Below are 26,108 nucleotides of genomic sequence, written 5' to 3' on the forward strand. Positions count from 1 at the left end.
CTTAGAATTGATACCCAATACCAAACAGAAGATTTGAAGAGCTTGCGCTGACAGTAGAGCTCAAAGTTGCTGGAGTGCGAAGACCAGTAGGGCTTACCAGCGTGCCAGTAATCGAGCGACTGAGGCTGCCATAATTGGCATAGTTAAATTCACCAAAACCATACCATCCATTTTTAATCATTTGCTTGTAACCAAGTCCGAGTGAGTAACCGGCCATATAAAAATCAGTATCGACTCCATTGGCGCTGGCGCCTGAATACCCAACTTTGCCATAAAGTAATTTGCTGGGATCAAGGGCGATTGCCGGCATCACAAAAAGGTTAAGTGAGTTATTGATGTGCACTGATGCAGATTGCTGGTAGCTGCCCTGTATTCCTTTATAGCTTGCAGTCGCTGTCGCATTTGGGGTAGCAATCGGATTGAAGTCGAGCCCGAGCCCCAGCAGAAATTGGGGTGCTATTTGAAAGTTATAGCCAGCGCTAACAGCTCCAGTAAAACCAGTCGCATTGGTCGCAGAAATATTTGGTGTGAGCGTTTGACCACCAGCAGAGAGGGAAGAATTAGAAAAGGCGGGAGAGGCGTTTTGATAACCAACGCCAATTTGCCCATAGGCGCCAATAAATTGAGAGCTTTGCCCATTGGCCGCAAAACTAGTAACAAATACGGCAGTAAAGATCAGCAGCTTTTGTCTTGCCATGGCAGCGCCCCAGTTTAGTTGCTAAAAATAGATCTCTTCACAATTAAGGTGTGAGTGTAAAGCAATCTAATTAATCAGGCTCAGTGACAAAGCCTAATTTAGTTAAACCCGCACGTCTCGAGGCAGCTAAGACCTGGGCAACCGTTTCATAACGTACCGCTTTATCTGCACGTAAATTAATTTCAGGTTGCGGCTCTTTCTTGGCAGCGTTTTCAGCGTAGCCTGTAAAGGTTTTTAAGTCGATGGGTGCGCTATTCCAAAAAATTTGCCCTGTTGCATTAATGGTGAGCTGGACTGACTCAGGCTTAACTTCATTGCGAGCACTATTGGCTTTCGGTAACTCGACTTTTACAGCCTGTTGGATCACGGGCAGGGTAATAATAAAAATGATCAACAAAACTAGCATGATGTCGACCATGGGCGTCATATTAATTTCCGCCATGATGTTGGAATCATCATCCTCGTTGGAGAGTTGATTAAATGACATGATTAAGCTTCAATTTCTGGGTTAATAACACGTGCACCGGTCACGAAATAAGCCAGCAAATCATTGCCAAATCGATTGAGATCAGCCATAACTAACTTGTTAGCCCGATTAATGGCGTTAAAACCTAAAACCGCTGGTATTGCCACTGCCAAACCAAGGGCAGTCATGATGAGTGATTCACCAATGGGGCCCGCTACCTGATCAAGTTGCGCGCTACCAGAGCTGCTGATTGCTATAAGAGCATGGTAAATGCCCCAGACTGTACCAAAGAGGCCAATAAACGGGGCTACTGCACCAGTTGAACCAAGGAAGGTGAGGCCCTTTTGTAATTGCCCTGCGCAGCGATCAACACTGGTCTTAATCGAGCGAGCCATCCATTCAGAATAATTCAAGGTTTGCAGTAATTCACGGCGGCTCGACATTTGGTTTTGATGGTGGGTCGAGGCATTGGCGCCGCCTTTAGCAATAAAGTAATAAGGGTTGATGGCGGGGTCAGTAAAGCTATTAAGCCCATCGTCGAATGAAGTCGCGCGCCAAAACTGTTCAGTTTGTAATTTTACTTGACCTAATTTGCGCAAACTCCAGTAGCGCGACAATAAAATCACCCAAGTGATTATCGACAGAGCGATTAGAAGAACCGCGACAAAGCGCGTAATTGCATCGCCTTCGAGCCAGAGATTTGCCATGCCAAATGCAGTATTCATAATGTTAATTACTTTAAGTTAAATTTAATGAGTAAGTTAGTAGAAATTTTTACGGGTGCGCCATTTACTAAAAAAGGTTTAAAACGATAACGTCGACCAATTTCAATTGCTGCACGGTCTAAGCGTTGGAAGGTGCTTGATTGTAATAAGGCTACTTCGTAAACTTCCCCGCTTTCGTTAATAATGAGTCGCACTACTACCGCGCCTTGTTCACCTGCGCGCTTTGAGAATGAGGGATAGTAGGGGTCGGCATCAGGTTGATATAAAACGACTAGTTTACCAATATCAGTCTGAATCGGCGTGCCACTTGCCCCGCCGCTAGATGAGGGAGCTACAGCCGTATTTGCTATAGGTGAATCGCTCGCCTTATTCTGGGGTGAGGGAGGCTGCTCGGCTTGCTTGGGCGATGGCGCTTCTGCAACTTTAGGTTCAACCGGTTTTTTGGCTTGCTCTTCCTTTTTGGGTTTGGGTTGTGGAGCGGGTGGTTTGGGGGTGTCGGCTTTAGTGGGCTCGGGGCTGACTAAATTAGCCATAACCCGAGTGTCATCGGGTGGCGCTTTTTTTTCGTAAGGAAATTCAAGGTATGGCACCACGAAAAATAATACGTGCACCAACACCACAATCGCAATGATGATCCACTCATCACGACTAATGAGTAAAAAGCGGCGCTTAGCTGAGGGATTAGTAGAGGCTCTCATAGAGACCGAGTTATTGCACCAGCAGCTGTAGAGTACTGACTTGACGCCGCAGCAATGGCGACTGGAGTAGTTGTTCGCTCATGTGAAGGAGTTTATTGCGATCGCCTGTAGTGATAAGGGTAAGCGTACCTAAGTTTGTAGCATTAGCTTGACTTGAACTATTTCGGCCTGGTATTAGCAATAATAATTGCCGCGCTAATTGTTTGATAACCGCATCACCTGTATCAATTAAATTAATTTTATTGCCAATAATTTTTCGAATTAATGGACTTAAAAAAGGGTAATGGGTGCAGCCTAATACTAAAGTATCAGCACCTGCTAAACGAATGGGCGTAAGATGTTGCTCGAGTAAAGTTAAGGTCGTGGCACTATTAATTTGACCAGCTTCAATGAGGGGCACCAAGCCAGCGCCGGCCTGTTTAATAAATTGGCAATTCCCTGGTAAGGTTGCAAGTAGGGCATTAAATTTATCGCTATTTAAGGTTGCTTGAGTTGCCAACACGCCCACAATGCCATTTTGGGTTTGCATCGCTGCTGGCTTAATACCTGGCTCGACACCAATAATCGGAATTTGCGGCAAAGCCAGCCGAATATGTGCAATCGCTTCAGCGGTCGCGGTATTGCAAGCGACTACAATTGCTTCACAGCCTTGCGCGACTAAATAGCGGCATAGCTCAAGGCTGCGTAGTGCAATCCACTCGGCTGATTTTTCGCCATAAGGCGCATTTGCTGAGTCGGCTAAATAGATAAAATTGTCTTGGGGTAATTGCCTTAGCGCTTCATCCAAGATAGATAACCCACCCACACCAGAATCGAATACGCCAATCAGCGCCACTGAAAATAATCTCTGGATTCAGGGTTTAATGCGACTCGGCTGCGTCATGCAGTTCGGTAATCGGAATTAAGCCGATTCGGGTCTGCCAATCACGTGGACCTGCCTGATGCATAGATACCCCCGTAGAATCAACAGCAACCGTCACAGGCATATCTTCGACATCAAATTCATAAATTGCCTCCATGCCTAGGTCTGCAAAGCCAACTACTTTTGCATGTTTAATTGCCTTAGAGACTAAATAGGCTGCCCCGCCTACTGCCATCAAGTAAGCCGATTTATGTTTTTTAATCGCCTCAATTGCCACCGGCCCACGTTCTGCTTTACCAATCATCGCAATTAAGCCAGTTTGACTAAGCATCATTTCGGTAAATTTATCCATCCGCGTTGAGGTAGTGGGACCAGCAGGACCAACTGCTTCCTCGCGCACGGGATCAACGGGACCAACGTAATAAATAACGCGGTTTTTAAAGCTCACTGGTAAAGGCTCACCTTTTGCCAACATATCTTGAATACGTTTATGGGCCGCATCGCGACCTGTCAAAATTTTGCCATTGAGTAATAAAGTTTGACCCGGTTTCCAGCTAGCCACTTCTGCAGCGGTAAGGGTATCGAGATTGATGCGGTTGGATTTTTCAATATCCGGCACCCATAAAACGTCTGGCCAATCCGAAAGGGTAGGTGCTTCTAAAATAGCTGGACCGCTTCCATCTAAATAAAAATGAATATGGCGCGTAGCCGCACAATTCGGAATCATCGCTACTGGTAAAGACGCCGCATGGGTGGGGTACTCTAAAATTTTCACATCAAGTACCGTGGTTAAACCGCCCAAGCCTTGCGCACCAATACCTAAATTATTTACTTGCTTATAAATTTCAAGCCGTAATTCTTCAGTTCGGTTTTTGGGTCCACGCGCAATTAATTCTTGAATATCAACCGGACCCATTAAGGATTCTTTGGCTAAGATCATGGCTTTTTCGGGTGTACCGCCAATGCCAATTCCCAAGATGCCTGGGGGGCACCAGCCAGCGCCCATGGATGGCACTGTTTTTATTACCCAATCGACGATTGAATCGGAGGGGTTTAACATTACAAACTTCGCTTTGTTTTCTGAGCCACCACCTTTAGCTGCGCAGGTGACTTCAACACCATCGCCCGGTACGATTTCATAATGGATAACAGCAGGGGTGTTATCACCGGTATTTTTACGTTTACCGGCTGGGTCGCTTAGTACCGAAGCACGCAAAGGATTATCAGGATTCAAATAGGCTTGGCGTACACCCTCATTAATCATATCGCTTACGCTCATCGTGGCATCAGCCCATTGCACATTCATACCAACTTTAATAAAGACCACCGCAATACCTGTATCTTGGCAAATCGGGCGTTTTCCGACCGCGCACATCTTACTATTGGTCAGAATTTGGGCAATTGCATCTTTCGCCGCCTCGCCTTTTTCGAGCTCATAAGCCCTGCCCATTGCCTGAATGAAGTCTTTGGGATGCAGATAGGAAATGAACTGAAAGGCGTCGGCAACGCTTTTAATCAGGTCGGCTTGCTTGATATTAGTCATGGTTTGGGGCCCAAATTGAGGTGAATTTTTTACTAAAAGCCTATTTTAAGGGTTTGCCATAGGGCAAATCCAAATTGATTTGAATTATCTTCGAGGGTCTATGTAAGTCAGATTTCAAGGTATTTTGCTTTATTTATACAATAGCTACTAATAGTACAAAAACTAGTACTAATTTCATCAGAGTTTTTTTAGGGGTAATGCAACTATGGCCGCACCAATGGAAGCAATGAGCAATGAAAACCGCGTTTTTCAACCACCAGTCGATTTTGCCAAAAATGCGGCAATTTCCGGGATGGCCGCCTATCAGAAATTATGTGCCGAGGCTGAGGCAGATTACGCGGGATTTTGGGCGCGCTTAGCAAGAGAAAATTTGTATTGGAAAAAACCTTTTACTACAGTTCTTGATGAGTCAAAAGCACCATTTTATAAATGGTTTGAAGATGGCTTAACCAACGCTTCTTATAACTGCCTCGATCGGAACATTGAAAAAGGTGATGGTAAAAAAACAGCGATTATTTTTGAAGCGGACGATAGTACTGTTACCAAAGTAAGTTACGAGGATTTACTCGGGCGGGTTTGCCAACTGGCTAATGCCTTACGCAAGATGGGAATTCAATCTGGCGATCGCGTCATTATTTATATGTCGATGTCCATTGAAGGCGTGATTGCAATGCAAGCCTGCGCACGAATTGGTGCAACCCACTCGGTGGTATTTGGCGGTTTCTCAGCAAAATCATTACAAGAGCGCATTGTTGATGTGGGCGCTGTCGCAGTGATTACTGCTGATGAGCAAATGCGCGGCGGTAAAGAGTTGCCTTTAAAAGTGATTGTTGACGAAGCATTAGCGCTGGGCGATTGTGAAAAAGTAAAAAATGTCATAGTTTATAAACGCACTGGCAGAACCATTCCTATGCAGGCTGGGCGCGATACTTGGTTGCATGATGCGATGGCCGGCCAACCCACTAGCTGTGAGCCTGAATGGGTTAGTGCAGAACATCCTTTGTTTGTTCTTTACACCTCGGGCTCCACTGGGAAACCCAAAGGCGTTCAACACTCTACTGGTGGTTATTTATTGTGGGCAATTCTCACCATGAAATGGACTTTTGACATTAAGCCAAATGATATTTTTTGGTGTACCGCTGATATCGGTTGGGTGACAGGACATTCTTATATTACCTATGGCCCCTTAGCGGTAGGTGCGACTGAGATAGTGTTTGAGGGCGTCCCCACTTATCCCAATGCCGGCCGTTTTTGGGAAATGATTCAAAAACATAAAGTTAGTATTTTTTATACTGCTCCAACTGCAATTCGCTCTTTAATTAAAGCAGCAAGCGTTGACGAGAAAATACATCCGAATAAATATGACTTATCCTCACTACGCTTATTGGGCTCTGTTGGTGAGCCGATTAATCCTGAGGCATGGATGTGGTACTACGAACAAGTCGGTGGTTCGCGTTGTCCCATTGCAGACACCTTCTGGCAAACTGAAACCGGGGGCCATATGATTTCTCCGCTGCCCGGAGCTACACCCATGGTACCTGGTTCATGCACTTTGCCATTGCCCGGCATTATGGCGGCGATTGTGGATGAGGCTGGTCATGATGTACCCAATGGCCACGGTGGAATTTTGGTTGTAAAACGGCCGTGGCCCGCAATGATTCGGACCATTTGGGGCGACCCCGACCGTTTTGTCAAAGCCTACTTCCCTGAAGAATTGGGTGGTACCTTGTATTTAGCTGGCGATGGCGCGATACGCCATAAAGAGACGACCTACTTCACTATTACCGGACGGATTGATGACGTGCTTAATGTGTCTGGTCACCGCATGGGCACGATGGAGATTGAATCTTGCTTAGTGGCTAACCCCTTAGTTGCCGAAGCTGCAGTCGTAGGGCGCCCCGATGAAATGACCGGTGAAGCCATTTGCGCTTTCGTAGTGCTCAAGGGTGGCAGGCCGACTGGTGACCAAGCCAAAATGATTGCGACTGAGCTACGTAATTGGGTTGGCAAAGAAATTGGGCCGATAGCTAAACCAAAAGATGTGCGTTTTGGCGATAATTTACCTAAAACTCGCTCGGGCAAAATTATGCGTCGCTTACTCAGGGTGATTGCGAAAGGAGAGGAGATTACCCAAGATACCTCGACTTTAGAAAATCCGGCTATTTTGGATCAGCTAAAAGAGCCGATATAAAGGCAGAAGATCAGGCAAGAAGTGCCATCCATTCTCTTGGGATTCCGATAAGCGTATAGAATTACGGGTTCCGGAGAGATGGATGAGCGGTTTAAGTCACACGCCTGGAAAGCGTGCGTAGGGTTAAACCTACCGCGGGTTCGAATCCCGCTCTCTCCGCCAACAGCCCATAAATTTTAAAGCGGTAATTCACACATCATTCACCTGTGAGCTTGAAGTAGCAACTTATTTTCCTCACTCTAACAATGTTAAGGTGACAGCGCACCCCCCTTAACGCTTTGCCGTAACCAAGACCCCACCGTACCCCCACTAGCCTAAATCGACCACTTCACTAAGCCAACCTATACATAGTATTTTGCTCAGGGGGTGCAAATTCCCAAGATCATCTGAAAGGACTTTCAGATGCAACACCTCCCCCTTCAATATTTCAAAGCAAAAAAAGGTGGTGATATTTTTCTAATTATTTAATATTTTGGTGTAGGCCCTTGGCTAATCTAGTGAAATTCCGTCTTTTTATTCTCTTTAACCTATACTAGGATTTAGTCGTGGATTTACCATATTTCATAAAAATGATAACTAATGGAGGTTATATGAAGGTTAGATTACTGATACTAGCTGTTGGATTAATTAGCCTTACAGCACCATCTTTTGCTCAGTCTAAATTTGAAGGCTTTTATGGTCAGGTCGGCGTTGGCTTTGAAGGCATTAATCCTAGCCTGACAAACTCTCCCTTGGTAATTAGCGGAGCTAATACTGGCACCATTCCCCTTTCTACTTCTGCTAGTACAACATCAGGGGCTACCGGAAATGTCGCCGTTGGTTATACCGCCGCAGTTAATAAGGACTTCACTTTAGCCCTTGGGGTTGAGTACTATCCCGTGAATAGTCAGTCGGGTAACTTCTCTGCCACCGCACTTGGTAATACTTTTAATGGTACCTACCAAAAACAAAATGTCTATAACATTTACCTAGCCCCGGGTATGAATATCGGTAAGGATGGTTTGGGATATTTCAAAGTTGGCTACACGGGCAGTTCGGTTAAATATACTTTACAAAGTGACACCTCGACCGACACCTTAACAGGTTATTCATTAGGCCTTGGCTATAAACAATTCTTTATGGGTAATTGGTATGGCTTTGGTGAAGTTAACTACTTTACTTATGGAAATTTAACCTCTACTAGCAAAGCCCAAGTTAGCGGAACAGCAGCGTCTCTTTCAACCACCTTTAGTGCCAATGTCTATAACCTATTAGTAGGTATTGGCTATAAGTTTTAGTAAACAAATAGTTAAAGGATAAATCATGCCTATCTATTGAACTAGTCTGTTAGCTTGGCGGAGGATAAATTGATAAAGACTTTTTTAGCGTTGCTCGTTATTGTTACGCTGGGAACACAGCTCGTATCTTGCGGAGATAACAATAGTACTTCATCTTGCTCTGAATCTGGTCCCTATGCCTGTCAAACAGGAGCTACAGAACCCCTATATACCTATCAATGGGCCTTAAATGCTGCGCAAAGTTTCTTTGCTGGATTTCCCCTTGTTGCCGATGGTTTTACAGATTTAAATGTTGAGGCAGTACATAAGCTAGGCATTAAAGGGCAAGGCATCAATGTCATGGTCTTGGATGATGGGATGGAGATCAATCATATTGATCTGAAAGCCAATATCAATCCGGCAATGACATGGAATTTTGAAACCGGCACTTCCGATTCAACGCCTTCAAATCCAGACGATGCCCATGGCACTAATGTTGCCGGGATGATTGCAGCCGCCCAAAATGGGATTGGTGTCATGGGAATCGCCCCTAGAGCTACGCTGGGCGGAGCAAGATTCGTGGGTTTTGTGACTACTACAAATAATATCCTTGACGCTTACGGTGGCGCAGAATGGTCAAAGGATACGGATGTATTTAATGCGTCCTTTGGAAGTGTACCACCATTACCACTAAATTTCGGACGTTCGTCATGGCTTGAGAGCTTGCCGAATTTGCGGGGCGGCAAAGGTGCTGTGGTGGTTAAGTCTGCGGGCAATGCGTACGAGGATTATGAGAATACCAGACTCAGAATCACTTACAATTGCCCACAATTTCAATACGGCAACTCTTTCTATCGCCTTGTCAGTTGTGTAAATCCATCTTCTGATACCGAGAGGCTTACTTTCCCGGTCATTGTCACTGCAGCGGCTAATGCCATGGGTTACAAATCAAGCTATTCCTCGGCAGGCTCAGTGATCTGGATTACAGGGCTTGGTGGAGAGGATTCGTCAATTGGTAATTACGGTGAGGCAGGTAGCGCAGCCAATAAGCAGGGGCCACAGATTTATTCTACGGATTTAATGGGCTGTGAGCGAGGCGATAGCAAGAATGGGTTGTCTGCAGTTGATACTGCTCAATTCATGATTGGTGGCTCGCCCATTAATAAAGAAAAAAACCCAAATTGTGATTTTGATCAAATGAACGGCACTTCATCTGCAGCACCCACTGTTACCGGAGTTGTAGCATTAATGTTAAGCGCTAATCCAAATTTGGGTTGGCGAGATGTGCGCGATATTTTGCGAAAAACAGCACGGCTTATCGATGTTGATTACGGCAATCAAGGGTATCGCAATCATCAGGTCAATTTGACATTAAACCCGACGATTTCAAATCAAACCAGTAAGGAATTGGTTGATGGACAAACCTCAGCCAGAATTGACTATGGTTGGCAAAAGAACCAAGCCGGAATTTACTATTCGAATTGGTATGGATTTGGACTAGTCAATGCTAGGGCAGCGGTTGAAATGGCTAGGAACTATACAAGCTACAAGCCTTCCGCCTTAGTTCAACCAGAATGGAAAAGTGTTGAGATTATTAGTGCAGTGGAGTACGGAAAAGTCAAAAAGTTGGGGCAATTTAGGACATCAACAGAAGGCGCCATCGATATGGTGCAACTTCAGATGCAAGCAGTAGGAAGCGCGGAGGTTTGTATGGGCAGCGCTGGTATTTTCTTAAAGTCGCCTCAAGGTACCGTCTCTATTCTAAGCACACCCTACAACATGTTTTATGACGACACAGGCGATCCAAAAGATAAGCGGGACGGTGGCAAGATTAGCTCACAGACTCTTTATGCTTTAGGCTCATATGCGTTTTATGGCGAAAACCCTAAAGGCGATTGGACGGTGTACGCAGTGAGCGGCACACCATTAGCAGATTCCGAATGCGCACCCAATCCACAGCTTGCTATGGAATATCGTATCTATAACGCAGAATAAATCGGGAATTTAATATCATGCACAAAATAATAATAATCGCTACTGCAATTGGTTTGAGTTTTTCTGGCTTGGTTTTTGCTCAAAGTAAATATGAACTAGGCACAAAATTAAGCCCTGCAGAGATTAGTGCCTTAGGTAATTTAAAATCGTTTAGTGTGAGTTCGGGCACATCTTCTGCGTCTGCGGTTGCTGCTGCTAATCAGAATGACCCGACCCGCAAGATCAGTGCAGCAGGATCTATTTCAGCACGTCAGGCAACCTATCGTATTGTGTCGGCCAGTAGTGGTGGCGGTGGCTATGTCATCGATGATCGGGGTCAAGTTGGCAAATGCGATGGAGTAGTGCTTATTTCAGGTATTGCTACTGATCTAGCCAAGAAGGCTTTCGATCCGTATCAAGCTTCAATTGTTTCAGTTAAAGTTTATGACAACTTAAAGATTGTCTCAGCCACATTTTCTAATTTAGCTGAAGCTGCAAATGCGAGAAACGAATTAGCAACTAAGCTTACAGGTGCTACAGTAAGCTTGCCAGTTATTTTTGACGTGCCTCAATTACATTAGATAATATTATCAACATTCCACCTGTAGGATTTATAGTAGGGCGTCGATTAAAGCTTAAAAAACGCTATTTTTTTTGACCGAGGTAAGCGCTTGAGGGCTATTTCTGCTTTTGAGGCGCTGGAGCGGTCAGGATGGGGTTGACTGGCGAGCAAAATCACTGGTCTGCGGGAGCGGGTATACCGAGCACCAAGTCCTAAATTATGGGCCTCTAAGCGATGCTCAAGGCGATTGGTGATGCCGGCATAGTAGGTTTCATCGCTACACTCTAAGAGGTAGACATACCAAGAAAAATGGGTAGTTTTAGGCATATTTCAGCTTGCAATTAGGGGATTTGCCCTTATATTCTCATATGATATTAATTTTTGTCGCTTTAAGGTAAATCATGAGAATCGATAAATTAACTAGTAAATTTCAGGAGGCGCTCAACGAGGCGCAAAGCATTGCTTTATCGAAAGATAATCAATACATTGAGCCAGCGCATTTGCTCATGGCCATGTTACGCGAGCGAGATGGCGCAGCAAGAAGCTTATTAACCCGCGCTGGAGTCAATGTTGCCGGATTAGAAAAAGCGACTCAAAAAATCATTGATGGTTTTCCGGAAGTGCAGGGGACTAATGGAGAAGTGCAGGTTGGCCGTGATTTATCGGGCTGGCTCAATCTCACTGAAAAAGAAGCGAATAAGCGCGGCGATCAATTTATTGCTGGCGAACTTTTTTTATTGGTGATTGCTGATGATAAGGGTCCGTTAGGCAAAGCTGCTCGCGAAAATGGTTTAACCCGTAAAGCCTTAGAAGCCGCAATTGATGTAGTCCGAGGAGGAGAGTCTGTGAATAGTGCCGATGCTGAAGGTCAACGTGAAGCCTTAAAAAAATATACCTTAGATTTAACTGAGCGAGCTCGTCTTGGCAAACTTGACCCAGTAATTGGGCGCGATGATGAGATTCGTCGCACGATTCAAATTTTGCAACGCCGCGGCAAAAATAATCCCGTCTTAATAGGCGAGCCAGGCGTAGGTAAGACTGCCATTGTTGAGGGCTTGGCACAGCGTATTGTCAATGGTGAAGTTCCAGAAACTTTAAAAAATAAACGCGTATTAGTGTTAGATATGGCTTTGTTATTAGCTGGCGCTAAATATCGTGGTGAATTTGAAGAACGTTTGAAGGCTGTGCTAAATGATGTTGCCAAGGATGAAGGTAATACCATTATCTTCATCGACGAAATTCATACGATGGTAGGAGCAGGCAAGGCCGATGGGGCAATGGACGCAGGCAATATGCTTAAACCGGCTTTAGCGCGCGGTGAATTGCATTGCATTGGCGCAACTACCCTCGATGAATACCGTAAATACATTGAGAAAGATGCTGCATTAGAGCGTCGCTTCCAAAAAGTGATGGTGGATGAGCCAAGTGTTGAGGCAACGATTGCAATTTTGCGCGGCTTACAAGAGCGTTATGAATTGCATCATGGTATTGAAATTACCGATCCCGCCATTGTTGCTGCGGCTGAGTTGTCACATCGGTATATTACCGACCGTTTCTTGCCAGACAAGGCCATCGATTTAATCGATGAGGCAGGCTCACGCATTCGTATGGAAATCGACTCCAAACCAGAGGTAATGGATAAATTAGAGCGCCGCCTGATTCAGCTCAAAATTGAACGCGAAGCGGTGAAGAAGGAAAAAGATGAGGCATCCAAAAAGCGCCTAGATTTGATTGAAGAAGAAATCAAACGTTTGGGCGCTGAATATGCCGATTTAGAAGAGATTTGGAAGGCCGAAAAGGGAGCAGTTTTAGGCGCCGCTACCCTGAAAGAGGAAATTGAAAAGATTAAAGCGGAAATTACGAAACTGCAGCGTGAAGGTAAATTAGAGCAAGTGGCCGAGCTGCAGTATGGCAAATTGCCCGAGTTAGAGCTAAAGCTAAAGTCCGCCGCAGCAGCAGAGGCAAAGGGCGATAAAGACGGCGTAGTTAAAAATAAACTCCTACGTACACAGGTTGGCGCTGAAGAAATTGCTGAAGTTGTCTCGCGCGCTACTGGCATTCCCGTATCGAAGATGATGCAAGGTGAGCGCGATAAATTATTAAAAATGGAAGAGTTATTACACAATCGCGTCGTGGGCCAGGAAGAAGCGATTCGAGCTGTCTCTGATGCCATTCGTCGTTCACGTGCAGGTTTATCAGAAGAGAATAGGCCCTATGGGTCATTCTTATTTTTAGGCCCCACCGGCGTAGGCAAAACCGAGCTCTGTAAAGCACTAGCGGGTTTCTTGTTTGATAGTGAAGATCATTTAATTCGGATTGATATGAGTGAGTTCATGGAAAAACACAGTGTGGCCCGCTTAATTGGTGCGCCCCCTGGCTATGTGGGTTACGAAGAGGGCGGCTACCTTACCGAGCAAGTAAGACGCAAGCCCTATAGCGTGATTTTGTTTGATGAAATTGAGAAAGCCCACCCTGATGTATTCAATGTACTGTTACAGGTATTGGATGATGGTCGCTTAACTGATGGGCAAGGCAGAACGGTTGACTTTAAAAATACCGTGATTGTGATGACAAGTAATATTGGCTCGCATTTAATTCAATCGATGTCCAGCGAAGGTAAAAAACAAGCAGCCATCAAAGAAGCTGTCTTTGGTGAATTGAAAAATCATTTCCGCCCTGAGTTTCTGAATCGCATCGATGAAATTGTGGTGTTCCATGGACTTGATAAAAAGAACATTGCTTCCATTGCCAAGATTCTCTTGAAAAACTTAGCCGATCGCTTGGCAAAGGTTGATATGCAACTAGAGGTGAGTGACGCCGCCTTAGATAAGATTGCTGAAGTAGGTTTTGACCCAGTCTATGGTGCGCGACCATTAAAGCGGGCCATTCAACAATACATTGAGAACCCAGTTTCAAAAATGATTTTGGAAGGCACCTTTGGACCGAAGGACGTAGTGCCAGTGGATGTCGATAAAAAAGGTGAATTTAGCTTTAAGCGGCAAGTGCATTAAGCTTGATGGTGCCATTTCATCATATGGAATGGCATTTCCCTGGCTAAAATGCAGCGCAACAAACTTGCTCGAATTTATTTCAAGCACTGAATTATCATTTCATATAGTGAATTAATAACTGTAAGTTATTGATAATGTTGGCTTAAATATTTTTATATTCTGTTGTTATAAGGCTTGCAACTTGGCTTGTAATCTCTACACTCTTATATAAGACATAAGACTGATTTTATTTATCCAAGGAGAGCATGATGAGTACACGCAAAGCAGAGGCAGCAGCAATTCAAAAGGATTGGGATACCAACCCTCGTTGGCAGGGTATTAAGCGTGGCTATACCGCTGATGATGTCGTGCGTTTACGTGGCTCACTCAAAATTGAACACACCCTCGCGAAGACTGGTGCTGAGAAATTATGGAATCTAGTTAATAACGAAGCCTATGTCAGTACTTTGGGGGCATTAACTGGCGGCCAGGCCATGCAACAAGTGAAGGCAGGCATTAAAGCCATTTACCTATCAGGTTGGCAAGTAGCTGCCGATAATAATTCGTATGCAGCGATGTATCCAGACCAGTCTTTATACCCAGTTGATTCGGTACCCAAAGTCGTAGAACGCATTAATAACACCTTTGAGCGGGCTGATCAGATTCAGTGGTCAAAGGGAATTAATCCTGGCGATCCGGGTTATATCGATTACTATGCGCCGATTGTTGCCGACGCTGAAGCTGGTTTTGGTGGCGTGTTAAATGCTTATGAATTAAGTAAGGCCTTAATTAAAAGTGGTGCAGCCGCCGTCCATTTTGAAGATCAATTATCGTCAGTGAAGAAGTGCGGACACTTAGGTGGCAAAGTTTTATTGCCCACTCAAGAATCAGTTCAAAAACTGATTTCAGCGCGCTTGGCAGCCGATGTGATGGGTACGCCAACAATTATTTTGGCGCGTACTGATGCTGAAGCAGCCGATTTAATTACTTCTGACTACGATGAAAATGATCAACCCTTCCTAACTGGTGAACGTACGCCTGAAGGCTTTTATAAAACCCGCAAAGGCTTAGATCAAGCAATATCCCGAGGTTTAGCTTACGCTGCCTATGCCGATATGGTGTGGTGTGAAACAGGTACGCCCGATTTGGATTTTGCCCGTAAGTTTGCTGAAGCGGTGCGGGCTAAATTCCCCGGAAAAATGTTGGCCTACAACTGTTCACCTTCATTTAACTGGAAAAAGAATTTAGATGACGCGACAATTGCCAAGTTCCAACGCGAGTTGGGTGCAATGGGTTATAAGTACCAATTTATAACCTTAGCTGGCATTCATTCGATGTGGTACAACATGTTTGATTTAGCACAAGACTACGCAACCCGCGGCATGACAGCGTATGTAGAAAAAGTACAAGAACCAGAATTTGCTGCGCGTGAGCGGGGTTATACCTTCGTCTCACATCAGCAAGAAGTGGGTACAGGCTATTTCGATGATGTAACAACGGTCATTCAGGGTGGAAAGTCTTCGGTAACCGCTTTAACAGGCTCAACCGAAGAAGAGCAATTTCACTAAATTTAGCTTCCTAAAGTAAGCGCAAATACCATAAAAGCGCCTAAAGTTGTTGTGATGGCGCTCAAGAAACCTTACAAGGGTGACTTGAGCGCCTTTTTCTATTACATTCTTAGTTATGGCTAATTGCAACTTATGTGAACAAGACGGCGGTATCGTCATCTGGAGTGGTGATGATTGCCGCGTAGTGCAGGTAGCAGACCCTGATTTGCCTGGTTTATGCCGTGTGATTTGGAATCGCCACGTCGCTGAAATGACCGACTTAAGTTATTCCGAACGGGAAATTTTGATGACCATTGTATTTGCCGTTGAAGAAGCAATGCGTCAGGTGATGCAACCAAACAAAGTTAATTTAGCATCATTAGGCAATCAAGTGCCTCATTTGCACTGGCATATTATTCCGCGTTATGAGGATGATCCATTTTTCCCTGACTCTGTTTGGTCGCAGCGTAAGCGGGGTGAAAAAAATAATCCGCTTTTAGTTAGACAGCAATTGGCTTTACAACTACCTAAAATGATTCGCGAAACGATCGCTAATTTGCACTAGTTAAGCAATCCCGATACTACCCCTCTCTATGCGAGTAATTGTTTAGCGATGGCCTTGGCAAATACCAATGCATGCGGGTTATCGCCATGAATACACAGCGTATCTGCCTGCAATTGAATAGTAGTACCATCGATCGTTTGCACGGTTCCTTGGTGGGCCATCGCGATAGCCTGTGCTAGCGCTTCAGCTTCATCCGATAGTACCGCGCGAGGATTACTACGAGGAACTAATAAGCCGCTAGCTAAGTAACGTCGATCGGCAAAGACTTCTTGCCACAAGGGCACTTTAAATTCTGCGGCTGCTTGTACAAAACAACTTGATGCTAGGCCATACAAGATGATGTCGTCACCAAGATCATGGACAGCTCTAGCAATACCACGCGCTAGTTCGAGATCTTTAGCTGCTTGAGTATACAAAGCACCATGCGGCTTAACATGATGCAACTTAGCCCCAGCAGCGAGCACAAATGCCTGCAACGCCCCGGTTTGGTACATCACAAAATCGTAGGCATCTTCAGCTGTAATGGCCATTTCGCGTCGCCCAAAACCATTTAAATCTGGTAGACCAGGATGAGCGCCAATGCGCACATTTTTTTCGACTGCTGCCGTCACTAAATTACGCATTCGCCGCGCATCACCAGCATGCCAACCACAGGCAATGTTGGTCGAGCTAATATAGTTCAGCAATTCTAGGTCATGGCCCATATTCCATACGCCATAGCCTTCGCCCATGTCACTATTCAGATCAATTTTTTTATTCATGGTTTGCCTCCAAGAGCTATTTTAATTGCTGCAAGCGTCGTTTGTAGCTCTTCATCAGCATGTAAGTTTATTGCATCTGCTTCATTTAAGGTAACTGGGTTCAAGCGAATCTGCTGCCCAGGCTTTAACTGAGCTAATTTAGTTTGGGCACTACGAATAACTTCAGCAAGACGGGGATAACCCCCAGTCGTTTGGTGCTCAGCCATCATGATAATGGGCTCACCAGATGCAGGTAATTGCACGGTGCCTAGCATCATGCCTTGCGAAGCAATTTCAGGAAAAGGTATTTTCAAAGCAAAGTCACCTTGTAGGCGCATCCCCATTCGGTTACTTTGGGGGGAAATAGTCCAGACTGTCTGCCAGAATAGCGCTTGCTCCTTTTTACTCAGTTGTTGCAAATGTAGCCCTGGTAAAGCATCAATTACAGCAATTTTTTGATTAGCGATATAGGGTGATTGGATCGACCATTTGGGATAGTGCTGCGGCTTGGATTGATCAACTAAGGCCTGCAGCGCATGCTCCATATCAACTTGAGACGACTGTATTAAGCTCAGAACGTCGCCTTTCTGCAGTCTTTTAGGGCCAATATTGGCACTTAAGTAGGAGCCCTTACGACCGAGAATTGTTGGCGTATCGATGCCGCCACGAATAGCCAAGATCAGCCGGTAGCCTGATGCAATTTCAGCAAATTCGACTCTTGAGCCCGCCTTGATCGAAATGGGACGGTTACCGGGAGTGAGTTGTCCATTAATTTTTACCTCACAGATACCACCAATCCAAGCGATGATGGCTGCGTTGTGAAAAATAAGGCGGGGTCCAATGGAAGTAATTTCCAGTACAGCAGTATCGGGAGCATTACCAACTAAAGCATTCGCCAACTGCATGGCGGCTTGATCTACAGAACCACCAGGACTTACAGCCCAATGCATCAAACCATATCGAGGAGCATCTTGAATCGTGGTGAGCGTGCCGGAATTCATGATTTCAAGATCAATTGGCTTGGGTTCATGACTTTGCACAAGGGCAATGTTGTGTTTGTTAGCAGTCGCCTCTACCGCCTCAATTTCTAGCAGTTCAGCAAAGGTAATTTCTTCAATCTGGATCTGATCGCCAGGCATGAAGAGCCCGGGAGGATTACGATTGACATCAAATAAGGTCTCGGGGCACTTACCAATTAAATTCCAACCACCTGGTGTAGCTTGGGGATAAATTGCTGTTTGCAAGCCGGCAATAGCGATTGAACCAGCAGGAACTGCAGCACGAGGCGACTTCAGCCGTGGTAATTTAAGTTGCGGATTTAAGCCACTGCAATATGCAAAGCCAGGCATAAAACCGACAATATCGACCGTAAAATTAGACTGCTGATGTAATTCAATGAACTCACGCGTAGTTAATTTGCATTGCGCTGCACTGGTTACTAAATCAGGCGCTACGCGCTCGTCATAACAAATTCGAATGGTATGTACTTGATTGTTTGTTGGTGGTTTATTTTCCAGTGTGGGCAAAAAATTTTGCAATAAAAGATCCATTTCGAGTTTGGCAAGGGCTCGCACCTCCTCGGGAGCGCGCTGCTTAAAGTGATAGCGAATGAGTAGAGTTTCGATACCTGGAATAATATCAAGTGCCCACTCAGGATGATTTTTAAAGAGCGTCTGGGTGAGTGCATGCACCGCTTTAATGGGTGTGCTGGTCTGTGAACAATCCAGCAAAAGACAGCTATCTCCCAGATTAAAATAGGGAATCGATGCAGCAGTATGATTGACTTGGTTTTTATTTACCGAGACCATTATCTAAACTCAGGAAAAAATTAGTGGCTAATTGCGCTACTTTATTTCTTTTTGCATCACTTGATCTGGCAACCAAGTAACCAATTCAGGCCAAATCGTAATTAAGCCCACTGCAATGACCATCATCATGAAAAAAGGAAAGGATACCTTAGCAATATAGTTACTATCTTTGCCTGTCATACTTTGCAGCACAAAAAGATTAAAACCGACTGGTGGGGTTACTTCGGCAATTTCCACTAAGAGCACAATAAAAATCCCAAACCAGACTAAATCAAAGCCAGCAAGTTGCACCATTGGTAATACCGTTACTGTAGTCAGTGCAATCATTGAAATGCCATCCAGCGCAGTGCCCAATAAAATATAAATCACAGTTAATACTGCAATCAGCGCCCAAGGACTTAAATGTAAGCTCGCCACCCATTCAGCTAGGCCGCGTGGGATGCCGGTATAACTCATGACGATCGATAAAAATGAGGTTGCACCCAACACAAACATAATCATTGCGGTTAAGCGGGTTGCCGACAAAAGGCTCTCCCAAAAGTTTTTCCAGGTGAGGCTTTTACCCAGCGCAGCTAAAATTAGCGAGCCAACGACTCCGTAGGCTGCAGCTTCTGTGGCTGTTGCGTAGCCCTTTAACATGACCCAAGTAATGAAAACAATTAGTGCTGTACACGGCAACAGCTGACCAATTGAATGGATGCGTTGGCGCAGAGAATATTTTTCAGCCTTTGGTGTTTTAGTCGGGTTGAGCAGTGCCCAAACGACAATGTAGCCAGAGAACAAAAGCATCAAAATCGCCGCAGGAATAAAGCCCGCTAAAAAAATTCGGATGATGGATTGATCGGCTGCGACAGCATAGACCACCATGATGATTGAGGGTGGAATCAAAATACCGAGTGTGCCCGCACAGGATAATGAGCCCAAAGTAATTTTTGGGTCATATCCGCGCTTGGTTAATTCAGGTAAGGCCGATTTAGCAATCGTGGCGCATGTTGCTGCAGATGAGCCTGAGACTGAGCCAAAAATACCGCAGCCTAAAATATTCACATGCATAAGTCTGCCAGGTAGCCAATTAAGCCAAGGCGCCAAACCAGTGAACATTTGCTCTGAGAGCTTGGTGCGAAATAAAATTTCGCCCATCCATACAAATAAGGGTAAAGCGGCCAGAGTATAGGAGGAGCTCGAATTCCACCAAGCATTGGCTAAATTAATCATGGTGTCTTTGTTGGAAAAAAGCCCCAAACCAATCCAGGCGGTAATGGCTACGCCAGCCGGAATCCAAATACCCATCATCAATAACACGGTCATCAGCACCAACAGCAAAAGCGCGATAGTGACAATGCTCACAAGGTTTCTCCAAAATCACCAGCTGCTAAACGCTCTTCTTGGAGCGCTTGATAACGTGGTTTCTGATGTCGCAGAACACGGATTAACTCATCTATTACGGCAAGTGTAAAAATAAGACTACCGATTGCGACAAAAATTTGCGGGATCCACAAAGGCACCACAATTTGACCTTGTGAGACATCGTCAAATGCCCAGCTTTGATACGTAAATAAAGTAAATGCGCTGAGCGCAAAAAGACAAAATCCTAATAAGAAGAGCAACGAGATCCACTCCATACGCCAACGCCACAAGGGGTTAAGGCGATTCAACATAATTTCGACACGCACAATACCGCCATGCTGAAAGGTTTGCGCCAAAATGAGAAAGGCAGAGGCGGCGCAGAGCCAAGCGATCAGATCATCGGCGCCACGTAAATTAATACCAAATTCACGTGATAGTGACATCGCCATCATTAATGCGCCAACGGTCAAAATACACAAAGCCGCCAGTATGGCGGCTCCGTTAATAATGACATCAAGTAAGCGACCCAATCGAGTTCGTCTAGTCTCCGTCATACTCAATTGGGTTGGCTTAGGCGCATTATTTTTTAAAGGCAGTAATAATTTTTTGCCCTTCTTCGCCTGCAGCTCTAATCCATTCGGCCACCATAATGCGACCAACACGATCTAAATCATTTTTGAGTGCAGGAGAGGGTGGACCAACGATCATGCCATTTTTAGCCAAGATTTCTTTATCGCTCTTATTCTTCTTTTCTGATACATCCCAGCCCCGTTTTTGTGCCTCCGCACTTAATTTAACCAGAATCGCTTGAGTGGGTTTATCTAAAGAATCAAAATCTTTTTGATTAACCATAAGGATATTGTTTGGCAGCCATGCATCTACTTCATAGTAATACTTTAAGCTTTCCCAAACCTTAATATCCACGCCCGTTGCGCCAGAAGTCATCATGGCATTGACGGTACCTGTTGCTAATGCTTGGGCTAAATCTGCAACTTGCACAGTAATGGGTTGGGCACCGACTAATTCAGCGATCTTTGAAGTAGCAGGGTTATAGGCGCGCCATTTTAAGCCTTTGAGATCAGCACCCGTAGTGATAGGATTTTTAGAGTAAAGACCTTGGGGTGGCCAAGGAACTGCATAAAGAACTTTGATACCTTGTTTTTGTAAAGCTTTTTCAGTAGGTTCTTTTGATAAAGCCCAAAGCTTGGCTGCCTCTTTATAACTTGTCGCTAAAAACGGAATGGAGTCGACTCCAAAAATGGGATTTTCATTTGCTAAAGAAGAAATGAGAACTTCACCCATTTGCGCTTGACCCGTTTGAACTGCGCGCTTGATGCCATTGGCAGGAAAGAGTGAGCCGTTAGGATGAACCACAATTTTGAGTTTGCCATTAGTCGCTTTTTCAATATCAGCTGCTAATGCTTGTAAATTTTGGGTGTGGAAATTACTCACTGGGTAAGCGCTAGCTAAATCCCATTTAGTTTGCGCTTGGGTTAAGCCCAACGGCGCAATAAGTAATGCTGCTAAGCTAATTTTAAAAAACCATTGCAACGATTTCATGATTAAAGTCTCCTCTAGGGCGCCTATATTAAGCCGCGATTCAAAATAGTAACATTTTCACTGAGCCATTTGGCTAAATGAAGTGCACCAAATTAGGGTTTGCGAGAAATTGTTTAAAGTAAGTGCTGCAAGGCTAATGAATATGCTTGCGCATCAGGGTTTCCACCAAGACGCTGGGCCTCCCACATCACTTGACCAAGGCACTCCATGATTTGGTGTTGGGCTTCATGTTCTGAGCCCAATTTTTGCACTAAGCGTTGTTGAATGTCGCGAATCCCTGGCGGCTGATCGATGGAAATTTGCTCGCTAATCGATAAATGCATGGAAAGATGCAAAAAAGGATTAGTAACCCCACCTTCAGGTGTGTAGTCTTTCTGGAGTGCTGCTTCTGTATTACTCAAGAGGGAGTGGTATTCAGGATGTTGTGCAATCCATTGAGTAGCCAGCGTCTCCAAGGGCGTCAAGATTTGGCTTTGAGTTTGTTTTTGCCACGTTTCGCAAAAGAAGCGCCGTACTTCTTCTCGGCTTGGATTAAAGAGCGCCACGGATTTTTCCTTGACTCGTTTTATGGGGATATTGGCAGAGTGGCTCTACCAGACAATGCGCGCAATCGGGATTACGGGCTTTACAAATATAACGACCATGCAGAATGAGCCAGTGATGCGCATCGAGTAAAAATTCTTTTGGTACACGCTTGAGTAATTGTTGTTCAACGGCTTGCACATCTTTGCCAGGAGCTAAGCCAGTACGATTCGAGACTCGAAAAATATGGGTATCAACTGCAATAGTGGGTTCGCCAAACGCCGTATTGAGAATGACATTAGCCGTTTTTCTACCCACCCCAGGTAAAGCTTCAAGATCTGCGCGAACACGTGGCACTTCCCCAGCATGCCGATCAAGCAGTAGTTGGCAGGTCGCTTGCAAGTGTTTTCCTTTAGTGCGAAATAAGCCGATATGTTGTATGTAGGGCTGAACGCCGGCCTCACCCAAGGCTAGTATGGCTTGGGGTGTATTAGCTACCTTAAAGAGTTGGCGTGTACCTTTATTAACGGAAATATCAGTAGCCTGTGCTGACAACAATACGGCTACAAGCAGTTCAAAAGGCGAGCTATATTCAAGCTCAGTTTCTGGATGTGGATTGTTGTTTTTTAATTGCTGAAAAAATGTTTCGCGTTGCGTTCGATTCATCATGGGTTGCCAGCGGCCTTCGTTTGTTCTTGGGCACGTGCAATAGCAGCAGCAATGATGGCGCGTTTACGTTCAATTTCAGTGAGCTCAGCGCTAGACTGTGCCTTAGTTAAATCTAATTCAGCCAACTTTGCTTGCGCCTTTAAGCTGAGGCGCACTTGATTATCTTTTTGCTCGCGGTCTAAGCGTGTTTCCCTTTGGTAATAGCGGCTGTGGGCTAAATCAGCGAGGGGTTGTGACCAGGCGTCCCAACCTGTCCTTTCGCCAGTCACGTCTACCATGCTGATGCAATCGACTGGGCACGGTGGAATGCATAAATCACAGCCAGTACACCATTCGGTAAGTACCACGTGCATTTGTTTTGATGCGCCAACAATCGCATCGACAGGACAGGCTTGAATGCATAAGGTACAGCCAATACATTGTTCGGGATGAATGTATGCCACGGCACGCGGACGTTCTATGCCATTGACTGGATTTAGTTCGAGCTGCGGAAAGTGGGCTTGAGGAAGATTGATTTCTAAAATACGAGTTAAGCGAGTAATACCTTCAGCACCCCCTGGCGGGCATTGATTGGGGGGAGCAGCCCCTGTAGACATCGCTTCTGCATAGCCACGACAATTTGGATAACTGCATTTAGTGCATTGGGTTTGTGGCAAGGCGTTTTCTAAAAGCGCTGCCAACTCCACTGCATTCATAGTGAGACAAGGGAGGGCAAGTTAAGCCAATTTAGCAGGCGCTTTGCTAGCACGTGGAGGTGTCGTACGACGGGTATCTTCATGTGCTCGAATAAAGGCTTGGATGCGTGGATAGACTTTTTCGCGCCAACGGCGGCCAGAAAAAATACCATAATGACCTGCCCCCGATACTTCATAGTGATCTTTTTGCTCCAGTGGAATGCCTTTACATAATTTATGTGCTGCTCGAGTTTGGCCGCTTCCAGATATGTCATCTAACTCGCCCTCAATCGTGAGAAGGGCTGTAGTTTTAATGTCTTCTGGCTTAACGCGTTTTCCGGCCACTTCCCACGTCCCATTAGGTAAAGCAAAGTCTTGAAAAACTGTCTTAATTGTGTCGAGGTAATACTTGGCATCCATATCTAAGACCGCGTTATATTCATCATAGAAATGAATGTGTTGCTTAGCATCTAATTCGTCACCACGCACCAAATTTTGGAAGTAATCCCAATGGGATTGCAGATGATTCTGTGGATTCATCGCAATAAAGCCAGAGTGCTGTAGGAAACCAGGATAGACACTACGTCCAACCCCCGGATTGGGTGGGGGTACTTTATATATGACATGACTCTTAAACCATTCATACGATTTTTTATCAGCCAATGAGTTCACCGCGGTAGGCGATTTACGTGCATCAATTGGTCCGCCCATCATAATCATTGACAGCGGCAATGGCTCACCTTGAGAAGCCATTAAAGCAACTGCTGCTAAGGTGGGTACGGTTGGTTGGCAAACTGAAATGACGTGTAGGTTTGCAACGCCAATATCACGCATAAAGTCTTGGATGTAATGAACATAGTCATCTAAACCAAACTCCCCTTCACTCAAGGGAACTTGGCGAGCATCGACCCAGTCGGTGATAAAGACCTGGTGATCTTGCAATAAAGTACGCACGGTGTCACGTAAAAGGGTGGAGTGATGGCCCGATAGCGGTGCAACCAATAAAATCGTCGGATCATGCTTCATCTGATTAATTACTTGCGCATCATCTGAATAGCGTTTGAATTGAATTAATTTGCAAAATGGTTTAGCAACTTTAGTGACTTCATGAATGACCACTTCGCTACCATAAGCATGCACGGAGCGGATACCAAATTCGGGCTTTTTATATTCTTTACCAAGTCGATAAAGCAATTCATAGCTGGCTGCTAAACGTTCAGATCCAGGGATTTTTGATAAGGGGTTCGATACATTCATGAAAGTATCGGCGGCCGCTTTGGCCCAAGAGCTCATCGGTAGTAAAAGCGCTTTTTGAAATTCGTACATTTGATAGAGCATAGGGCCTCCTGGCGACTAATATTAAGGCTTAGGCTGCTAAAACTTTAGCAATGGCTTGCGCTACTTTGTCAATATTTTTTGTATTGAGGGCGGCGACGCAAATACGGCCAGTGGATAAAGCATAAATACTATCTTCTACTTGCAGGCGATGAACTTGTTCAGGGGTAAGCCCTGAGTACGAGAACATACCCCGTTGCGTTTGAATGAAATCAAAGTTTTGTTTTACTCCGGCTGCCTTGAGTTTGGCAACAAGTTGAGTACGCATGGCCTTGATGCGCAGACGCATTTCCGCCAGCTCATCTTCCCACATTTTTCTTAACTCTGGTGAACTTAAAATGGTCGCAACGACTGCGCCACCATGGGTTGGCGGGTTTGAATAATTCGTCCGAATGACCCGTTTTAGTTGGGAGAGAACGCGTGCCGCTTCATCGCGACTTTGGGTGACGATTGAGATTGCTCCAACTCGTTCGCCATACAAGGAAAATGATTTTGAAAAGGAACTCGATACAAAAAATGACATGCCTGAATCAGCAAATAATCGTACCGCCAGCCCATCTTCTTCGATGCCGGCTGCAAAACCCTGATAGGCAATATCTAAAAATGGAATTAAGTCTCGTGTTTTAAAAATGGTGACCAGTTGTTGCCACTGCTCAAGCGTCAGATCGGCACCAGTAGGGTTATGACAGCAGGCATGCAAGACGACTGCAGTGCGTGGTGGGAAAGATTCAAGGGATTGCACCATGCCGGCAAAATCAACGCCACGGGTTTTGCTATCGAAGTAGGTGTACTCCAGCACTTTAAAGTTAGCCGACTCAAAAATACCGCGATGATTTTCCCAGGTCGGGGCACTAATTGCCGCTGGTACGTTGGGCTCTAAACGCTTAATAAATTCAGCTCCCACTCGGAGGGCGCCCGTACCGCCTAAACATGCTGCGGTGACCACTCGACCTTCTTTAAGGAGAGGGGAATCTGCGCCAAAGAGTAATTTTTGCACTTCGGAGTTGTAAGCTAGCGGACCCTCGATAGGAACATAACTCCGGGGGGTGCGTTTGGCTACGTGAGTGGCTTCTGCCTCAACGACTGCTTTAAGGACAGGTACTTTCCCCTCATCAGTGTAGTAAACACCGACGCCTAAATTGACTTTAGTGGGATTTTTATCGGCCGTATAGGCTTCGGTTGTGCCAAAAACAGGGTCTTTTGGGGCTAACTCAACAGAGGAAAACAGGGTCATTGGATCGCTATAGTTCGGGTTAAGGGCTCTGGGTAAGGGGGCAACAAAAACAAGTTTTCAAAGCATTTCGCCCAAATTGAAATAAAAACGGCAAAATCACCGTTTGTGCAAAATTTGTGTTGAAACGCTTCACAAATGAAATG

24 protein-coding genes and 1 tRNA gene are annotated in these 26,108 nt (G+C 45.2%); 8 read left to right on the forward strand and 17 right to left on the reverse strand.

Going from position 1 to position 26,108, the window contains the following annotated elements; translation table 11 throughout:
- Window position 1: 1 nt before the first annotated feature.
- The 6 genes from LZT22_RS06830 to LZT22_RS06855 all read right to left on the reverse strand — a co-directional run bounded on the left by LZT22_RS06830 (window position 2) and on the right by LZT22_RS06855 (window position 4,991).
- On the reverse strand, window positions 2–697 hold the full coding sequence (locus LZT22_RS06830) for an outer membrane protein (protein ID WP_233924313.1): 696 nt from the start codon (window positions 695–697) through the stop codon (window positions 2–4).
- A gap of 70 nt (window positions 698–767) precedes the next feature.
- Window positions 768–1,184, reverse strand: coding sequence for a biopolymer transporter ExbD (locus LZT22_RS06835; RefSeq protein ID WP_233924314.1), 417 nt, complete (start codon window positions 1,182–1,184; stop codon window positions 768–770).
- A gap of 2 nt (window positions 1,185–1,186) precedes the next feature.
- Entirely contained in the window at window positions 1,187–1,888 is a 702-nt protein-coding gene (locus LZT22_RS06840) for a MotA/TolQ/ExbB proton channel family protein (RefSeq protein ID WP_233924315.1), read from the reverse strand.
- Between the two features lie 8 nt (window positions 1,889–1,896).
- On the reverse strand, window positions 1,897–2,586 hold the full coding sequence (locus LZT22_RS06845) for an energy transducer TonB (protein ID WP_233924316.1): 690 nt from the start codon (window positions 2,584–2,586) through the stop codon (window positions 1,897–1,899).
- 10 nt (window positions 2,587–2,596) lie between these two features.
- Window positions 2,597–3,421: a glutamate racemase gene (gene murI, locus LZT22_RS06850; RefSeq protein WP_233924317.1), complete on the reverse strand. Its 825-nt coding sequence runs from the start codon at window positions 3,419–3,421 to the stop codon at window positions 2,597–2,599.
- Window positions 3,422–3,446: 25 nt separating this feature from the next.
- Window positions 3,447–4,991 (reverse strand): fumarate hydratase, encoded by a 1,545-nt coding sequence (locus tag LZT22_RS06855; RefSeq protein ID WP_233924318.1) that lies wholly within the window; start codon window positions 4,989–4,991, stop codon window positions 3,447–3,449.
- Window positions 4,992–5,208: 217 nt separating this feature from the next.
- On the opposite strand from LZT22_RS06855, the gene acs reads away from it, so the two are divergent.
- The 5 genes from acs (at window position 5,209) to LZT22_RS06880 (ending at window position 10,993) form a co-directional block, all read left to right on the forward strand.
- Window positions 5,209–7,182 (forward strand): acetate--CoA ligase, encoded by a 1,974-nt coding sequence (acs, locus tag LZT22_RS06860; RefSeq protein WP_370634819.1) that lies wholly within the window; start codon window positions 5,209–5,211, stop codon window positions 7,180–7,182.
- 72 nt (window positions 7,183–7,254) lie between these two features.
- Window positions 7,255–7,344 (forward strand) — tRNA-Ser (locus LZT22_RS06865).
- Window positions 7,345–7,772: 428 nt separating this feature from the next.
- On the forward strand, window positions 7,773–8,459 hold the full coding sequence (locus tag LZT22_RS06870) for an outer membrane beta-barrel protein (RefSeq protein WP_233924320.1): 687 nt from the start codon (window positions 7,773–7,775) through the stop codon (window positions 8,457–8,459).
- A gap of 69 nt (window positions 8,460–8,528) precedes the next feature.
- Window positions 8,529–10,433 carry a S8 family serine peptidase gene (locus tag LZT22_RS06875; protein WP_233924321.1) on the forward strand — a complete coding sequence of 635 codons (1,905 nt, stop codon included), beginning with the start codon at window positions 8,529–8,531 and terminating at the stop codon, window positions 10,431–10,433.
- A 17-nt stretch (window positions 10,434–10,450) separates the two neighbouring features.
- Entirely contained in the window at window positions 10,451–10,993 is a 543-nt protein-coding gene (locus tag LZT22_RS06880) for a hypothetical protein (protein ID WP_233924322.1), read from the forward strand.
- Window positions 10,994–11,040: 47 nt separating this feature from the next.
- Here LZT22_RS06880 and LZT22_RS06885 read toward each other — a convergent pair whose 3' ends face one another.
- A complete protein-coding gene (locus LZT22_RS06885; RefSeq protein ID WP_233924323.1) occupies window positions 11,041–11,301 on the reverse strand; it encodes a GIY-YIG nuclease family protein in 261 nt (86 codons plus the stop codon).
- A 74-nt stretch (window positions 11,302–11,375) separates the two neighbouring features.
- Here LZT22_RS06885 and clpB point away from each other — a divergent pair, with 74 nt between their 5' ends.
- The 3 genes from clpB to LZT22_RS06900 all read left to right on the forward strand — a co-directional run bounded on the left by clpB (window position 11,376) and on the right by LZT22_RS06900 (window position 16,076).
- A complete protein-coding gene (clpB, locus tag LZT22_RS06890) occupies window positions 11,376–13,985 on the forward strand; it encodes an ATP-dependent chaperone ClpB (RefSeq protein ID WP_233924324.1) in 2,610 nt (869 codons plus the stop codon).
- A gap of 248 nt (window positions 13,986–14,233) precedes the next feature.
- Entirely contained in the window at window positions 14,234–15,532 is a 1,299-nt protein-coding gene (gene aceA, locus LZT22_RS06895) for an isocitrate lyase (RefSeq protein ID WP_233924325.1), read from the forward strand.
- Between the two features lie 115 nt (window positions 15,533–15,647).
- On the forward strand, window positions 15,648–16,076 hold the full coding sequence (locus LZT22_RS06900) for an HIT family protein (protein ID WP_233924326.1): 429 nt from the start codon (window positions 15,648–15,650) through the stop codon (window positions 16,074–16,076).
- Between the two features lie 26 nt (window positions 16,077–16,102).
- Here the strand turns inward: LZT22_RS06900 and LZT22_RS06905 are convergent, their stop codons facing one another.
- From LZT22_RS06905 to LZT22_RS06950, 10 genes are all read right to left on the reverse strand, one after another.
- Window positions 16,103–16,837 (reverse strand): 5-oxoprolinase subunit PxpA, encoded by a 735-nt coding sequence (locus tag LZT22_RS06905; RefSeq protein ID WP_233924327.1) that lies wholly within the window; start codon window positions 16,835–16,837, stop codon window positions 16,103–16,105.
- Window positions 16,834–18,624 (reverse strand): urea amidolyase family protein, encoded by a 1,791-nt coding sequence (locus LZT22_RS06910; protein WP_233924328.1) that lies wholly within the window; start codon window positions 18,622–18,624, stop codon window positions 16,834–16,836. Before LZT22_RS06910 ends, LZT22_RS06905 begins: the two co-directional genes overlap by 4 nt.
- 36 nt (window positions 18,625–18,660) lie before the next feature.
- Window positions 18,661–19,971 (reverse strand): TRAP transporter large permease subunit, encoded by a 1,311-nt coding sequence (locus LZT22_RS06915; RefSeq protein ID WP_233924329.1) that lies wholly within the window; start codon window positions 19,969–19,971, stop codon window positions 18,661–18,663.
- Window positions 19,968–20,525, reverse strand: a complete 558-nt coding sequence (locus LZT22_RS06920) for a TRAP transporter small permease subunit (protein ID WP_233924330.1) — start codon at window positions 20,523–20,525, stop codon at window positions 19,968–19,970. Before LZT22_RS06920 ends, LZT22_RS06915 begins: the two co-directional genes overlap by 4 nt.
- 25 nt (window positions 20,526–20,550) lie before the next feature.
- The gene (locus tag LZT22_RS06925) at window positions 20,551–21,531 is read right to left on the reverse strand and encodes a TRAP transporter substrate-binding protein (protein WP_233924331.1); all 981 of its coding nucleotides are present in this window, start codon (window positions 21,529–21,531) and stop codon (window positions 20,551–20,553) included.
- A gap of 113 nt (window positions 21,532–21,644) precedes the next feature.
- Window positions 21,645–22,076 (reverse strand): DUF1841 family protein, encoded by a 432-nt coding sequence (locus LZT22_RS06930; RefSeq protein ID WP_233924332.1) that lies wholly within the window; start codon window positions 22,074–22,076, stop codon window positions 21,645–21,647.
- Window positions 22,063–22,719, reverse strand: coding sequence for an endonuclease III (gene nth, locus LZT22_RS06935; RefSeq protein ID WP_233924333.1), 657 nt, complete (start codon window positions 22,717–22,719; stop codon window positions 22,063–22,065). Before nth ends, LZT22_RS06930 begins: the two co-directional genes overlap by 14 nt.
- The gene (rsxB, locus tag LZT22_RS06940; protein ID WP_233924334.1) at window positions 22,719–23,417 is read right to left on the reverse strand and encodes an electron transport complex subunit RsxB; all 699 of its coding nucleotides are present in this window, start codon (window positions 23,415–23,417) and stop codon (window positions 22,719–22,721) included. Before rsxB ends, nth begins: the two co-directional genes overlap by 1 nt.
- A gap of 21 nt (window positions 23,418–23,438) precedes the next feature.
- Complete coding sequence (locus LZT22_RS06945) at window positions 23,439–24,734, reverse strand: polyhydroxyalkanoate depolymerase (RefSeq protein WP_233924335.1); 1,296 nt, start codon at window positions 24,732–24,734, stop codon at window positions 23,439–23,441.
- Between the two features lie 28 nt (window positions 24,735–24,762).
- A complete protein-coding gene (locus LZT22_RS06950; protein WP_233924336.1) occupies window positions 24,763–25,965 on the reverse strand; it encodes an amino acid aminotransferase in 1,203 nt (400 codons plus the stop codon).
- Between the last annotated feature and the right edge of the window lie 143 nt (window positions 25,966–26,108).

The organism is Polynucleobacter sp. IMCC 29146 (assembly GCF_021395195.1).
GTDB lineage: Bacteria > Pseudomonadota > Gammaproteobacteria > Burkholderiales > Burkholderiaceae > Polynucleobacter.